Below are 13913 nucleotides of genomic sequence, written 5' to 3' on the forward strand. Positions count from 1 at the left end.
GGAGCACAGACAAGTCGTAACGGTATAACGCACGCAAGACACGCAGTTGCATTATAGGCATAGCCCATAAAGGAGCATAACAATGCAAGCCCAAGCCCCGAAGACCCGCTGCCGCAACTGGCAGCGCACGAAACTTGCCCTGGCTGTTGCCATGGCGCCGGCTCTGTCCCTCACGGGCCAGGCAGCCCATGCTCAGGCATCAAGCGACAGCAGGCTGGAAGAGGTCCTGGTAACGGCCACCCGCCGGGCAGAGACGGACATTCAGACCACGCCGGTTGCCGTAACGGCCATTACCGGAGCGGAGGTCGACCGGCTGGTACCGACGGACCTCGGCGACGTGCTGGTGTACGCACCGAACGTCGTCAATGGCAAACAGCCCGGCTTCAACTCGGCCAACTTCGCTATTCGCGGCGTCGGTCAGAACGGGATCATTCTCTACTTCGAGAACCAGGTCGGCGTGATCGTCGATGACATGGTGATTCCGCATATCCAGACGGCGAACGTCGACATGCTCGACATCCAGAGCGTGGAGATTCTCCGCGGTCCGCAGGGCACGCTGTTCGGCAAGAACACCACCGGCGGTGTGGTCAACGTCAAGACCAACCGGCCAGAGATCGGCGCCAATACGTTGAGCGTCCGCGGCCAGGTGGCCGAGTTCGGGCGCGTGGAAGGGCGCGCCGTGGCCAACCTCGCCCTCGGTGAAACGGCGGCCTTCCGCGCGGCCGTCATGCAGACGGAATCAGACGGCTATTACGAAAACGGCGCTTCCTTCGGCCCGGTGGCCGACTTCGGCGTCAACTACCCGCTCGCCGGTGCCACCGGTCAGGGCGATGGCAGCGACCTTGGCGGTTCCGATATCTTCTCCGGCCGCTTCAAGTTCCGCTGGCAGCCCACGGACGGCCTGGACATCAACCTGGCCTACGAGATGGTACGGGACCGGGGCGACACACCGCCTTCGGTCAACGAGACTCCGGATGGCGACTACGTGTTCAATGCCCTCGGTTTCACCCGCGATCCGGGCGGCGACCGGGTAAAGGTGGCTGGCGTGAGCAACCGCGAGGGCGCTCTCATGCGGATGGGCAGCCGGGGTCATGAGATCGATGTGGACGGCCTCTACCTGAACGTCGACTGGGAGATGAACGACGCTTACACCCTGAGTTTCTTCGGTGGCCGGCGTGAAACCGACTCCTGGCTCTCCAATACCTACACCGGCGAGGTCGGCCCGGTTTCGCTCTTTGATGCGACGCGCCAGGACGAGCGCGAGACCACACAGTTCGAGGCGCGTATTGCCTCTGATCTTTCCGGCCCCTTCAACTTTGTCGCCGGCGCATTCTATCAGGAAGACGAGACGGTCTTCTCTGTGGCTCAGGTGCTCGGCTTCGTGGATATGACCCTGGATTCGGCCGCGCTTTTCGGCGATCCGCTGTTCTTCAATAACAACCCGCAGGTGCTGTCAAACGCCCAGGACGGCGAGGCCATGGCCATCTATTTCGACGGCACCTGGCAGCTCAATGACGCCTGGTCCCTCGGTGCGGGCGTGCGCTACACCGAAGAGGAGAAGGAGTGGACCGGCCGTAACCAGGTATTCGTGCAGGCGCTCGGTGGAAGCTTCGATCCGTCCTTCACCTGGGAGCAACTGGGAGAGCCACTCGCTGCGGCAGACTTCGAGCGCTTCCCCACAGGGGTCGTCAGCGACAACGAGAAATGGGAAGAGCCCACCTGGCGGGTCACCCTGGGCTACGAGCCCACCGACGATCTGTACTTCTACGGTACCTACTCGCGCGGCTTCAAGAGCGGCGGTTACAACGACCAGACCGGAACCGGCGGCAACCCCATCGAGCCGATTCAGGCCCGGCCGACAGACCCGGAAACCGCCGATTCCTATGAGATCGGCATGCGCTCGGAGTGGCTTGACGGTGGCCTGCGTCTCAACCTGACAGGCTTTTACGTCATCTACGATGACTCCCAGCAGCAGCTGCTTGCGGAGATCGAGGCGGACCGTGACGGCGACGGCGTCAACGAGAGCACGTTCCAGGAGACGCGCTTCTTCAATGCGGCCGAGATCGAGGTCTACGGCCTCGAGCTGGAGACCGCCTGGCGCGTCAGCAACAATTTCCGCATTCAGGGCAGCCTCGGCTGGCTTGAGTCGGAATTCAACGAGTTCCAGGCGGACACGGATTTTGACGGCAGCATCGACACAGTCCTCGACGGTAATCCGGTAGCCCGGGCGCCGGAGTGGACTTACAACCTGGACTTCCTCTACGACCACCGCTTCATGGGCGGTAATCTGGACTGGAATCTCAACGTTAACTACGTCGATGAGGCGACCTATGCCTACACGGCGGTACCGAATACGCCGGACGGTATCACCGACGAGCGCACGCTGGTGAACGCCGCGGTGACCTTCCGCCCGGACAACGGTGCCTGGTGGGTTCGCGCCTTCGGCAAGAACCTCACCGACGAGGAGTACCGTCTCGGGGAGCTGCCTGTGGCCAACCTATGGGTCATGTCCTACTACGGCCAGCCGGTCACCTTCGGTATCGAGGGTGGCATGGACTTCAGCTGGTAAGGCCGGCGTCCGGTGGCGGCCTTCGGGCCGCCACGCACCCGATTCCCCGCCGGCCGGGGTCGCCCCGCGTGGCGACCGCCGGCGGCTTCAGCCACCTTCGACCCGCGCGGGGAACAGCCCTTGAGCGACACTATTCTCCATCACCACGATCCGTCCCCCTTCGCCGAGAAGGTGCGCCTGGCGCTGGGCCTCAAGGGCCTCGCCTGGCAGTCTGTACAGATCCCCATGGTCATGCCCAAGCCGGCCCTGACTGCGCTGACCGGCGGTTACCGCAAGACGCCGGTGCTGCAGCTAGGCGCCGACGTCTACTGCGATACCCGCCGCATCGCTCAGGAGCTGGAGCGTCGCTTTGCGGGTCCGAGCCTGTTTCCCCACGGGAGTGAGGGTACCGCGCTGGCCCTGGGCTATTGGGCTGATACCGCACTCTTCCAGCCCGGTGCCGCCTTGTCCATGGGCACGAACGATCAGATACCGGCGCCGGTCCTCGCCGACCGCATGGCATTTTTCGACTTTCTCGAGGACGAGGATCTGTGCGCGCCGCCGGACCACTTTTTCGCGCAGTTCACCGCGGGACTTCGGCAGCTCGATCGAATGCTTGCTGACGGCCGCCCCTGGCTACTCGGTGACGCGGCCAGCTGGGCAGACGTCGCTTGCTACAGCCCCGTCTGGATGTGTCGCGGCAATATCGCCGGTGGCGATGAACTGCTGGCACCGCTCGGGCGACTTCTCGCCTGGGAGGCCCGGGTAGCTGCGCTCGGTCACGGTGACCGCAGCGAACTCGACGCCGAGGCGGCGCTGACTGTTGCGAAGGAGGCAGAGCCGGTCACGAACCCTGCGGTTGCCGATGACGCCTGGCCCCGGCTCGCAGCGGGCACGCCGGTGCAGGTAGCGCCGGACGACTACGGGCGCGATCCCACCCCCGGCGAGCTGCTGGTGCTGAACGGCGATCAGATCGCTATCGTCCGCAAGGACGGGCCCCTCGGACGGTTGGTGGTCCACTTCCCGCGGGCGGGGTATCGCGTGGCACCGCTGCCATTGACTGAACAGCCATAAGAGGACAACACGATGTTCCAAGCCCTTTCCCCCTTGCGTTTTCACCGGCGCTGCGCCCTGGCGCTGCTCGCCGCCGGCCTGGCCGCGGGCCCGCTGCCCGCGGCGGCGAAAACGGCCGATGGTGCCGATGTGTACGAGCGCCACTGCGCCGCCTGCCATGGCGGTTCGGTGAAGAAGGCGCCGGAGAAAACCATGCTCCAGCTCATGTCGGCCCGGGTCATCCTGGCTGCCATGGAAGAGGGCATCATGCAGCCGCAGGCTTTGCCCCTTTCCCGCACCGAGCGCGAAGCCGTTGCGGAGTATCTCTCCGGCCAGGACCTCGCGGCGGCGCCGGCGGAGGTCGCTCCGCGCTGTGAGGCGGACACCATCGAGCCCGGCGCGGTGCGCGTCGGTGCCTGGGGCGTGAGCAAGGACAACCAGCGCTACTTTCCGCCGTCGCTTGCCGGTCTCACCGCCGGTGACCTTGCTGACCTCGAACTGAAGTGGGCGGTGCGTTTTCCGGACGCCATCCGCGCGCGCTCGCAGCCCGCCGTGGCGCACGGTAATGTTTACCTCGGCAGCCAGAGCAGCGGTGTTATCGCTCTGGATGCAAAACGCGGCTGCCTGCGCTGGCAGTTTCCCACGGTCGCCGAGGTGCGCACGGGCATCGTTGCCGACCCGGACCCCGCCACGCCCTATCTCTACTTCGGTGACCTCGTGGGCTATGTCTACGCCATCGATGCGCGCACCGGCACGCTGCTCTGGCGCGACCGCCCTGACGACCACCCGAGTCTGACGATCACGGCCGCCCCGGCGTTCCACGACGGCGCGCTCTACGTCTCCCTGTCCTCGCTGGAGGTCACAGCGGCAGCAGACCCCGCCTACGAGTGCTGCTCCTTCCGCGGCGCTGTTGTGCGGTACGATGCCCGCAGCGGCGAGCGGCGCTGGACCGCCTACACCATTCCGGAGGTGCCGGCGCCCGCCGGCACCAACCGCGCGGGAACGACAATCCTTGCGCCCTCCGGCGCACCGGTCTGGAATACCCCGAGTATCGACGCCGCCCGGGGACGACTTTATGTCGGTACCGGGGAAAACTACTCTTCACCGTCGGAGGGTCACTCCGATGCAATTATCGCCATGGACCTGGAAACCGGGGCGGTGGCCTGGGTCACGCAGGTGACCGAGGGCGATGCCTGGAACATCGCCTGCGAGCTGGAGGACGATGCCAACTGCCCGGTGGAAGATGGCCCCGACTACGACTTCGGTGCGGCGACGATCGTTGCCCGCACCGGCAGTGGTCGCGACGTGGTGCTCGCCGGGCAGAAGTCCGGCAAGGTCTATGCGCTGGATCCGGACGAGGAGGGCGCTGTGCTCTGGGCGCGCAAGCTTGGCCGCGGCGGCATTCAGGGCGGCGTCCATTTCGGCATGGCGGTAGCCGGCGACGCCTTCTACGTGCCCATGTCCGACTTCTACGGCGGTCCGCGCTGGCCCGGGGAAGCGCGCCCTGGCATGTTCCGGCTGGATGTGTCGACCGGTGAGACGGCGTGGTTCCACGGTCACGAAAATAACTGCGGTGAGCGCATGCACTGTCAGCCCGGAATTTCCGCCCCGGCCTCTGCCATCGAGGGCGCGGTATTGGCCGGCGCCATGGACGGCGTGTTGCGGGCCTACGACACCGACAGCGGTGAGCTGATCTGGTCCTTCGACACCGTGCGCTCCTTCCAGGCCCTCGGTGGCTACGAGGGCCGCGGCGGCTCCTTCGGCGGTGCTGCGGGCCCGGTCTTCGCCGACGGTATGCTCTACGTCAACTCCGGTTACGGCATCTACGAGCACATGCCCGGCAACGTCCTGCTGGCCTTCGGTCGCAGAGCGACGGTCAGTGACGCCGATCCCGAGGCAGCTGCGCCGTGAGGCCTGAGAGGGCGAGCACGTCGTCCCGGGACCGATGGCCCGCGAATTCGTTGTGGGGCACCGACACACTTCGCCCTGAGTCAGCGCTTAGCGTCTGTCGGTGCTGCGTCTCCCCCGCGGGCCGGCACGACGCTCCGGCTCCCCGTTGAGCTTGTAGAGCTCGCTTTTCAGTCCTTGTGCAAGGCGGCGCTCACTGTCACTCTGGCGACGCTCACGGTGCTTTTTCATGAAGCAGTGGCAGCGGGTAAGACTGCAGTCTTCCAGCGGCAGCGTGACGCCTTCCGTGGCCAGAAAGCGTTTGCCCTGTACTGCTTTGGCAGCTGAGCATGACCCCGGTGCCGCAACGATAGAGACGGCCGCATAGGGCGATGCTCCGCTCGCCGTGTCGTGCTTCGCGCTATGCCGGTTGCTCTCCGCTCTGCGAGCGGCGCCTTTCGAGAGCCTGGTCGCCTCGTGACGACCGCGCCGCGCGCCCGGTCGCCAGTAAAAATAGGCAATCAGAGCGACGCCCAGCACAAGTATCAGGCCTCCGATCATGATCTCGCCCTCCCTCGGCGATCTGCCGTTGTGCTAACGGTTGCGACCCAGACGCTCGTGGGCATTTACCCATTCGTTCTGCCGCGTTTCCTTGTCAACGCGGGTAGCGGCGCCCAGTGACAGTTCCCCGGCCACCACGAGGCCGGCGGCAAGCTCCGCCAGCTTGAGGGCTTTGCCTTTGCCATGGCAGCCCATGATCTCGAGGCACTCCCGTTGGGTGGGCAGGTTGGTGCCGCCGCCGTAGGTGGCCACAATCAGCGCGGGCAGGGTGACTGAGAAAAAATAGTCACCCTCCCGGGTGACCCGGTTATAGGTCGTGCACTGGTTGGACTCGCCGATATTGGCGATATCCTGGCCGGTCGCCAGGTACAGGGCTGCCAGGCCGTTGGCGGGGTGCGCTGCGTTGTTCGACGAGTGCGTGAGGAAGGAGGCGAGGGTGGTGATGCCCTGGCCGTAGTGCATGGCTTCCGGCGTGATCCGCAGGTTGCGCTCGAGGACTTCGCGGGGAATGGTGATCTCCGCGGTCACCCGGCGGCCCCGTCCCTTCAGGGAGTTCACCGCGGAGGTGCGCTTCTCGGTATCGAAATTACCCGAGAGCAGGTAGTTCTTCAGCTTCGGGTACTGTTCGCGGATCCATTCGCAGGCGACGAAGGTAGCCCGGCTGGTCATATTCTGCCCTGCGGCATCGCCGGTCGAGTAGTCGAAGCGCGTGAATACGAAGTTGTGCGCGTTGTAGTGCTCGATTTCAAGCAGCTTGCCCACGGAGGTCGTGCTTTCAGCCACGGCACGGATCTCGGGCTCGTGCTCGACCAGCCAAAGCTCGAAATCGCGGGCATCCCGCGCATCGCGGAAGACGAAGCAGGGTGCCCGCTGCATGGCCTCGCCGATGACCGTGGTGGTGACCCCGCCGGCCTCGCGGATCACCTTCATGCCGCGGTTGTAGCTCGCCAGCATGGTGCCCTCGACGGTCGCCATGGGCACGTAGAACTCGCCCCGGGCGTGTTCGCCGTTGACCAGCAGGGGGCCGGCGAGGCCGATGGGAACCTGCGCCACCCCGAAGAAGTTTTCTATGTTCCCGGCCATCTCCGGCGGGTCGAAAGAATAGCGCCGGGTGTGCTCGAGGTGTGCGGGCGTATTGGCCTCGATAAAGGCCTGGCGCTCGGCGATGATCTCGTCGCTGTAGTCGTTGTCAGCGGAGCGTGGTATGCGTTTGCTCACGGGTTTCTCCTTGCGTGATTCGGAGCGATGCGCTGGGGGCTTTGCTGCCCGGCGCCGCCGGCGCCGGGTGGGCCGGCTTCAGCCGAAAACGAAGAAGGCGAGCTTGTTTCCGTCCGGGTCGCGGACATAGGCGCCGTAGAACATATCGGGGATGCGTTGGCCGGGCTCCCCGTCGCAGCTCGCGCCCAGCTCAATGGCCCTGTGGTAGAGCTCGTCGACCTTTTCCTTGGTGCCGGCCTTGATCGCCGCCATGCCACCGTTCCCCGGGTGCGCGGGCTCGCCATCATAGGGTACGCACACCGCCACCATGGGTTCGTCCATGCTGGTGCCGATCATGGCGATCCGTTCCATATCGAAGAGCACCTTTGCGCCGAGGCCGGCCAGCAGTTCGCCGTAAAAGGCCTTGGCGGCGTCCATGTCCTTTACGCCGAGGGTCACGTATCCAAGCATCCGTTGTTCTCCTGTTATCGACTCGATCCCGGGTTTGCGGGTCCACAGTCTAGCGCAAAAGCGACTGCCGTCATCCCGCGATGGACTTGAACGCTTACTGCGGTGAGACTGCACCCATGGACAGCCTGGACCCGGACTTTCTTCACCTTGCGGTAGCCCTCGGTATCGGTCTTCTTTTCGGTGCCGAGCGGGGCTGGCAGCAGCGTTCTGCGCCCGATGGCGGGCGCGTTGCCGGCATTCGCACCTTCGGTCTCATGGGCCTTCTCGGCGGGGCCGCAGGGATGCTCACGGGGGAGGGTGGCGCCCTGGTGCTGGGCTTCGTCTTCCTCGGCCTCGTGGCCATGCTCACGGTGGCTCATGTGCTGGAGGCGCAGCAAACGCCGGACATCAGCATCACCAGCCTCGCGGCGGGCCTGCTTGTCTTCCTTCTCGGTGCACTGGCTACCCGAGGGGAACCGGGCCTCGCGGCGGCGGCGGCCGTGGTGGCGACGTTGCTGCTGAGCTACAAGCCGACGCTGCATCGCTGGCTCGGTGCGCTGGATGTCAAGGAGCTGCGTGCCGGTCTTCTGATGCTCCTCATTACCGTCGTGGTGCTGCCGGTACTGCCGGATCGCGGTTTCGGACCCTGGCAGGCGCTCAATCCCTATGCGATCTGGTGGATGGTGGTCCTCATCGCCGGGATTTCCTTCGTCGGTTATTTCGCCGTGCGTCTTGCGGGCACGCGCCGCGGCCTTCTGGTTACCGGCCTTGCCGGCGGGCTGGCGTCGTCCACGGCACTCACGCTGCAGTTGTCCCGGGCAGCCCGCGGTAACGGCGAGGCCGTGCCGTCCCTGGCAAGCGGTGTGCTTCTCGCCTGCGGCACCATGCTGCCGCGCATGGTTCTCGTGGCCACGCTCCTGAACGGCGCGCTGCTTGAATTTCTTCTTTTGCCAGCGCTTGCCATGGGCCTGGTCGTCTACCTGCCGATCCTTTTCTATTGGCACCGGGCACGGTCTGCCCGGGTCGACCTGCCCTCGCCGCTCAAAAATCCCTTCGAGTGGCGTGCGGCACTCGGCTTCGGCGCTCTCCTTGCGCTTATCATGCTCCTCGGCGAGGCCCTGCGGCAGGCCTTTGGTGAGCGGGGCATCATCGCTCTTGCGGCGGCGTCCGGAATCACTGACGTGGACGCGATCACCCTGTCTCTTGCGCGCATGAGCGGCAGCGAGCTGGCGACAGAGGTAGCGGCCTTTGCCATGATTCTGGCGGCGGCGGCCAACAATGCAGCGAAGGGCTTGCTGGCCTGGGGCCTTGGCGGCCGGGCCCTCGGGCTGCGCGTCGGCACGGTGCTGCTTGCCAGTTCCCTGGTGGGGCTGGCGGCAGCGCTGCCGCTGCTCGGGGGGCGTGTGCTCCCTTGAGCCCCGGTGCCGCGACCGCGTATCCTTGCTGCTTCTTCCAGGGTCACGGGTCGTATGCTCGAGCAAGTCGCGATCGCCGCCATCTTCCTGTGTCTTTTTTCCGGTCTCGTGCTCACCAGCGTCAGGCCCGTCGCCCTGTTTACCGGGGCCATGGCATTGGCTTATCTCCTGGGGCTCGTTGATACCGCGCAGCTTCTCGACAAGGCCTCGAACACGGGCCTCGTGACCCTCGTACTGCTGCTCCTGGTCTCCGTGGGGCTGGAAAAACTCAGCTGGCTCGAGCGCCTGTCTTCTCGTCTGGTCAGCGGTAGCTACCCGCTCAGCCTGCTGCGTTTGTGCACGGTGACGGCTGTCTTTTCGGCTTTCGTTAACAATACAGCGGTGGTGGCGACCCTCGCACACACAGTGCGCGCCAGCCGCGAACACCTGCCGTCGCGCCTGCTTATGCCGCTGTCCTATGCGGCGATCCTCGGCGGCACCATGACGCTCATCGGTACCTCCACCAACCTGATCGTCAGCAGCTTCCTCGAGGACGTCAGCGGCGAGGGACTGGCGTTCTTCGCCTTCCTCCCGGTCGGCGGCTGCGCGGCGCTGGTCGGCCTGCTGGTGATCCTGCTGACGTCCCGGCTTCTGCCGTCGCACCGCCGCGAGCCGGTGCGGGTAGACGAATACCTGGTAGAAGCGGAGGTTGGCGCGTCGTCAGCCCTGGTCGGGCGGAGTATCGCAGAGAATGGGCTGCGTGAGCTTGAAGAGCTGTTCCTGGTAGAGATTGTTCGTGGCGACCACCTCATCTCCCCGGTGGCACCGCAGGAATACATCGAGGCCGGCGACAAGCTGATCTTTTCAGGAGATATATCCCGGGTCAGTGTGCTCGAGCGCTTTCCCGGCCTTTCGCTTTTTGCCGTGGAGGAGGGGCTGCTGCGGGGGAATCTCACCGAGGTGATCCTGCTGCCCGGCGCCACGGTGGAAGGACGGACGATCAAGGACAGTGGTTTCCGCTCGCTCTTTGATGCGGCGGTGGTTGGCCTGCGGCGCGGCGGCAAGCGGCTTTCGGGCAAGCTCGGCAGCATCACGCTGCAGGCGGGCGACAGTCTCATGCTCGCCGTCGGCGCGGATTTCGCCGCGCGCCGCAACGTTGACAAGAATTTCCTGGTGGTTGATCAGAACGCTCTTCGCCGGCCGACGAGCCCCTGGCAGGATCTGTTCATGTGCAGCTGCCTGCTGCTCGCGGTGGCTCTCGCCGCCCTTGAGCTGGTGCCGCTGATCAAGAGCCTGGCCCTGCTGCTTGTGGCCATGGTGGGCCTGAAGATCGTGCGTGCCAGCGAGCTGCGACGCCGGTTCCCCTTCGGCCTGTGGCTCATCATTGCCTCGGCCCTGACCCTGTCTCAGGCCCTGACGAATACGGGGCTTGTGGCCGTATTGGCCGACGGCCTCCACGACGCGGTGGCGGGCCGTGGTCCGCTTATCGCCCTGGCCGGGATCTACCTTGCTACGCTGGTGATGACCGAGGTGATGACCAACAATGCGGCGGCGGCGCTTGCCTTCCCGATAGCCTACGGCCTGGCGACCAGCTACGGGCTGGACCCTACACCCTTCGCCCTTGCTGTCGCTTTCGGAGCCAGCGCGAGCTTTCTTACGCCCTACGGCTATACCACCAACCTGATGGTGCAGAACCTAGGCAGCTACGCCTTCGGCGATTACCTGCGCTTTGGCCTGCCCATGTCCCTGGCCTATTCGGCTACGGTGTTGCTGCTGCTGCCGGTTTTTTATCCGCTTCAGCCCGCTTGAGGTTCACAGCCGGGCGAGACGGTTGAGGTAGGGCAGATGCTCCCGGCCCACGTCGGCGTTCTCGCCGGTGCCCCCGGGTCGATTGTCTGCGCCGAGAGTGAACAGGCGGTAATCGCGCTGCGTGCGCCCGCCGAGCCCCACCTCGAAGCGGTAGCTGTTACCCCAGGGATCCCGGGGCAGCGCCGGCAGGTAAGCCGCCGCCGGTGGGACAAGTTCCTGCAGACCCTGAAGGGGCACGTCGCCGGTCTCCGTTATGTGCGCCTGCACGGCGGCCTCCAGGGCACGCAAGTCTGCGTGGATCTGACCGAGGGTGCCGCTGCCGCCCTGCCAGGGTGGCATGCCCAGCTCCTTTTCCAGTGCTGTCGCCGGCTTATCGGTGCAGAACAGCGCCAGCTGTTCCGCCGTGGGTCGCCGGTAGCTTTTACCCCCGCTGTAGATGAAATCGTGCGTTTCGACGCGGAAGCCCTGAAGGTCTGTGGCCGTGTAGCGCCCGCAGATGACCTCCCCGGGAAACCGGTGCAGGGCACTGAAGCTGGTGCCGTAGGGCGACGGCAACTCGGCGATGATCGCGTCCCGGGCGTCCCGCTCGAGGGAAGCGCAGCCTGCCAGCAGAGTGGCGGCCAGGGTCAGCGGGGCGATAGGTCGGAGCATGGGGCTTTCCTTACCGGGTAAGTCGGCTGCGGCAGAAGTATGGCGCTGGCAGGCGGAACCGACAAGCCCGGCCGGATCAGGCTGAACGTCGGCCGGAACGGACGTCCCCGCAGGCGACCGCTTCTGCCACGCTGACGGTCCTGTCAGAGAAAGGGAGAGCCCCGGATGGCGCCGCCAAGCCTGCCTTCACTGCCGCCGCTGGCCGTGGTACTCCTCGCCGGCCTGTCGCTGCCGGCACGCGCGCAGCTTCCGCTGAGCATCGAGGCGCTGCTGGTACAGGACCACCGGCTCAGTGCCACGGTGATCGCCGGCCGCAGCAGTCATCGCGAGCCGGTGCTGGCCCGGGGCCCTGCGGGCGCCTCGCTTGCCTGGCGCGAGTTCACCGTCGACCAGAGCGGCTTCGGCCTGCGCTATGGCGTGTCACCGCGGCTTGAGCTGAATGCCCGCTACGAGCACAACAGCCTGCACTGGACCCTGGATGGGGGTAGCGCGGGCCGGGACAGCGGTGCGCGTGTCGTCGCCGGCGCCAACTGGCTCGCGCTCCGGGGCAGCGCCGGTTCGCTGCTCCTCGATGTGCGTCTCGATGCGGCGGCGCGTACCCTCGGCAGCCTGGATGGCTGGCAGGCCGCGGCCGGGGGCAGCCTCGGCGCAACCTGGTACCGGCCGCTCGATCCGGTGGTGCTTGCCGTTGCCGCGCGCTATCGCGAGGTACGCAGCCGGCGGACCCCCCTCGGCACGCTGCAGCCCGCACCGGCGACCACCGTTGATGCGTCGGTAAATTTTGCCCTGAATCAACAGGTAACGCTGCTTGGCGGTGTCGCGCTGGTGCACCAGGATGAGGGCGGCACGCCGCTCCCCCGGGCGTCGGGCGGCAGCCTGCGTGCCAGCCTGATGACGGGGCTGGCCTATCAACCGGTGGCTCCGGCCACGCTGTTCCTTCGTGCCCGCCTGCCGGTGGGCGCCAGTGAGGGCGGGGGCGGTATTACCGCCGAATTGCTTTACGAGTTTTGATGAGGGTGGAAACCGGTGCTGTGGCGCCGTTACACAAGGAGGTGTTGACCATGAAAAAACTGAAGAGCCTGCTCCTGGCAGGTATGTTTGCTACGCTGGCAGCGGGCCCTGGACAGGCAGCTGCCGGCCCGGACCCGGTAGCGGTCGCGTTCGGCGGTGTGAGTCCGCAACTCGAGCGGATGCCGGACAGCGAGCTGGACGGCTATCGCGGGCGTCTGGCGCCGATGCTGGCACTGCCGCTGACCATCGTCGCTGCGGACCTCGCCCTGATCGGCGCGTTCTGGGGCGTTTATGTGCCGATGTATGGCGGCGGCGCCTGCCTGAGCTGCAGCAAAAGCCCCGATCTGCACTGACCGTGGGCCCGCGGCGTTCTGCCGCGGGCCCCATCAAGCTACTGAGCGGGAGCGTATGGAAAAATGAAAAAATCTCTGCGTGACCTCGCCGCGCGCCGCGCCCGCGACAACCGTTACCGGGCTCTTTTGAACCGCTATCTGTGGCCCTGGCTGGGCGGTCTTCTTTTACTCGTCACTGGCCTTGCGGTCGCAGCCCTGCGCATCGCCGGCACGGTGCCGGCGCCGTTGCTGGTGTCACTCTGCGCCGTCTACGTCACGGGCACCGTCCTTGCCTATCAGCGCGCGCAGCACCGGGCCCGGCGGGAAGTTGCCAGCGAGAACGATCTCGATGCCTACGAGCCGCCGGAGGACCTGCTCTGAGCGCGCGAAGGGCAATCCCGCCAGTACTACTGTCCCTGCTGGCGTTCGCGCCGGCATCAGCGCCGGCCTTCGAGCACTGGCAGGCCTTGCGCGACAAGGGGCTGATCAAGCAGCAGCGCGATTACAGCTGCGGCCTGGCTGCGCTGGCGACGGTGTTGACCCACTACTTTCTCACGCCGACTTCAGAGGAGGCTCTTCTCGAAGCACTGGCTTCCAACGGGGAGCGCGAGGCGCGGTGGATCGAAGAGGGGGTGTCGCTGGCGGCCCTGGCGCGTCTGGCGCGGGATCGCGGTTTCGCCGCGGCTGGTGTTGCCGTGGCACCGGGCGCACTTGATCGCCTGGGAGTGCCCGCCATTGCCTATCTCGAGCTGGGCGAGGATGCGCACTTTACCGTGCTGCGCGGCGTTGCCGCCGAAGCAGTGGAATTGGCGGACCCGTCCTGGGGAAATACCCGCATGGTGCGCGCGACCTTCGAAGCCGCTTTCCTGCGCGAGGACGGCCGCGGCCGCCTGCTCGTGCTCGCGGGAACACCGGGCAAACCGGTGGCTGCCGATTATTTCGGGCTCCGGCGGCCGTTGCCACTGTTGCGTCCGCCCCGCTAGCGGTGCCCGGGCACCGGAAGGCGCCCCGGCCGGCGCG

At 66.1% G+C, this 13913-nt stretch carries 13 protein-coding genes; 9 read left to right on the plus strand and 4 right to left on the minus strand.

Annotated features, from left to right (window positions below; genetic code table 11):
* Window positions 1–82 precede the first annotated feature (82 nt).
* The 3 genes from HRUBRA_RS02740 (at window position 83) to HRUBRA_RS02750 (ending at window position 5512) form a co-directional block, all read left to right on the plus strand.
* The gene (locus tag HRUBRA_RS02740) at window positions 83–2569 is read left to right on the plus strand and encodes a TonB-dependent receptor (RefSeq protein WP_052094309.1); all 2487 of its coding nucleotides are present in this window, start codon (window positions 83–85) and stop codon (window positions 2567–2569) included.
* 120 nt (window positions 2570–2689) lie between these two features.
* A complete protein-coding gene (locus tag HRUBRA_RS02745) occupies window positions 2690–3622 on the plus strand; it encodes a glutathione S-transferase family protein (protein WP_035514322.1) in 933 nt (310 codons plus the stop codon).
* Between the two features lie 12 nt (window positions 3623–3634).
* The gene (locus HRUBRA_RS02750; RefSeq protein WP_052094310.1) at window positions 3635–5512 is read left to right on the plus strand and encodes an outer membrane protein assembly factor BamB family protein; all 1878 of its coding nucleotides are present in this window, start codon (window positions 3635–3637) and stop codon (window positions 5510–5512) included.
* Between the two features lie 87 nt (window positions 5513–5599).
* Here the strand turns inward: HRUBRA_RS02750 and HRUBRA_RS14575 are convergent, their stop codons facing one another.
* The 3 genes from HRUBRA_RS14575 to HRUBRA_RS02765 form a co-directional block, all read right to left on the minus strand.
* The gene (locus HRUBRA_RS14575; RefSeq protein WP_052094311.1) at window positions 5600–6049 is read right to left on the minus strand and encodes a hypothetical protein; all 450 of its coding nucleotides are present in this window, start codon (window positions 6047–6049) and stop codon (window positions 5600–5602) included.
* 33 nt (window positions 6050–6082) lie between these two features.
* Window positions 6083–7267, minus strand: a complete 1185-nt coding sequence (locus HRUBRA_RS02760) for a hydroxymethylglutaryl-CoA reductase (protein ID WP_035514324.1) — start codon at window positions 7265–7267, stop codon at window positions 6083–6085.
* A 78-nt stretch (window positions 7268–7345) separates the two neighbouring features.
* The gene (locus HRUBRA_RS02765) at window positions 7346–7717 is read right to left on the minus strand and encodes a VOC family protein (RefSeq protein WP_035514326.1); all 372 of its coding nucleotides are present in this window, start codon (window positions 7715–7717) and stop codon (window positions 7346–7348) included.
* Window positions 7718–7833: 116 nt separating this feature from the next.
* Between HRUBRA_RS02765 and HRUBRA_RS02770 the strand changes: the two genes are divergently transcribed.
* The gene (locus HRUBRA_RS02770; RefSeq protein ID WP_035514329.1) at window positions 7834–9111 is read left to right on the plus strand and encodes an MgtC/SapB family protein; all 1278 of its coding nucleotides are present in this window, start codon (window positions 7834–7836) and stop codon (window positions 9109–9111) included.
* 54 nt (window positions 9112–9165) lie between these two features.
* Window positions 9166–10899 (plus strand): SLC13 family permease, encoded by a 1734-nt coding sequence (locus tag HRUBRA_RS02775; RefSeq protein ID WP_035514332.1) that lies wholly within the window; start codon window positions 9166–9168, stop codon window positions 10897–10899.
* A 3-nt stretch (window positions 10900–10902) separates the two neighbouring features.
* Here the strand turns inward: HRUBRA_RS02775 and HRUBRA_RS14580 are convergent, their stop codons facing one another.
* Window positions 10903–11550 (minus strand): type II secretion system protein GspG, encoded by a 648-nt coding sequence (locus HRUBRA_RS14580; protein ID WP_052094312.1) that lies wholly within the window; start codon window positions 11548–11550, stop codon window positions 10903–10905.
* A gap of 165 nt (window positions 11551–11715) precedes the next feature.
* Between HRUBRA_RS14580 and HRUBRA_RS02785 the strand changes: the two genes are divergently transcribed.
* The 4 genes from HRUBRA_RS02785 to HRUBRA_RS15350 all read left to right on the plus strand — a co-directional run bounded on the left by HRUBRA_RS02785 (window position 11716) and on the right by HRUBRA_RS15350 (window position 13876).
* A complete protein-coding gene (locus tag HRUBRA_RS02785; protein WP_035514335.1) occupies window positions 11716–12561 on the plus strand; it encodes a hypothetical protein in 846 nt (281 codons plus the stop codon).
* Between the two features lie 50 nt (window positions 12562–12611).
* Entirely contained in the window at window positions 12612–12914 is a 303-nt protein-coding gene (locus HRUBRA_RS02790) for a hypothetical protein (protein WP_035514337.1), read from the plus strand.
* A gap of 63 nt (window positions 12915–12977) precedes the next feature.
* Window positions 12978–13274, plus strand: a complete 297-nt coding sequence (locus tag HRUBRA_RS15345) for a hypothetical protein (RefSeq protein WP_052094313.1) — start codon at window positions 12978–12980, stop codon at window positions 13272–13274.
* 86 nt (window positions 13275–13360) lie between these two features.
* A complete protein-coding gene (locus HRUBRA_RS15350; RefSeq protein ID WP_052094314.1) occupies window positions 13361–13876 on the plus strand; it encodes a C39 family peptidase in 516 nt (171 codons plus the stop codon).
* Window positions 13877–13913: the final 37 nt, after the last annotated feature.

The sequence above is a fragment of the Pseudohaliea rubra DSM 19751 genome, assembly GCF_000764025.1.
GTDB lineage: Bacteria > Pseudomonadota > Gammaproteobacteria > Pseudomonadales > Halieaceae > Pseudohaliea > Pseudohaliea rubra.

Bases quoted from the DNA above. Each gene is read 5' to 3' on its own strand.
- HRUBRA_RS02765 (WP_035514326.1), bottom strand. From the start codon at position 7,717: ATGCTTGGATACGTGACCCTCGGCGTAAAGGACATGGACGCCGCCAAG.
- HRUBRA_RS02750 (WP_052094310.1), top strand. From the start codon at position 3,635: ATGTTCCAAGCCCTTTCCCCCTTGCGTTTTCACCGGCGCTGCGCCCTG.
- HRUBRA_RS02770 (WP_035514329.1), top strand. From the start codon at position 7,834: ATGGACAGCCTGGACCCGGACTTTCTTCACCTTGCGGTAGCCCTCGGT.
- HRUBRA_RS02790 (WP_035514337.1), top strand. From the start codon at position 12,612: ATGAAAAAACTGAAGAGCCTGCTCCTGGCAGGTATGTTTGCTACGCTG.
- HRUBRA_RS02740 (WP_052094309.1), top strand. From the start codon at position 83: ATGCAAGCCCAAGCCCCGAAGACCCGCTGCCGCAACTGGCAGCGCACG.
- HRUBRA_RS02785 (WP_035514335.1), top strand. From the start codon at position 11,716: ATGGCGCCGCCAAGCCTGCCTTCACTGCCGCCGCTGGCCGTGGTACTC.
- HRUBRA_RS15345 (WP_052094313.1), top strand. From the start codon at position 12,978: ATGAAAAAATCTCTGCGTGACCTCGCCGCGCGCCGCGCCCGCGACAAC.
- HRUBRA_RS14575 (WP_052094311.1), bottom strand. From the start codon at position 6,049: ATGATCGGAGGCCTGATACTTGTGCTGGGCGTCGCTCTGATTGCCTAT.
- HRUBRA_RS14580 (WP_052094312.1), bottom strand. From the start codon at position 11,550: ATGCTCCGACCTATCGCCCCGCTGACCCTGGCCGCCACTCTGCTGGCA.
- HRUBRA_RS02775 (WP_035514332.1), top strand. From the start codon at position 9,166: ATGCTCGAGCAAGTCGCGATCGCCGCCATCTTCCTGTGTCTTTTTTCC.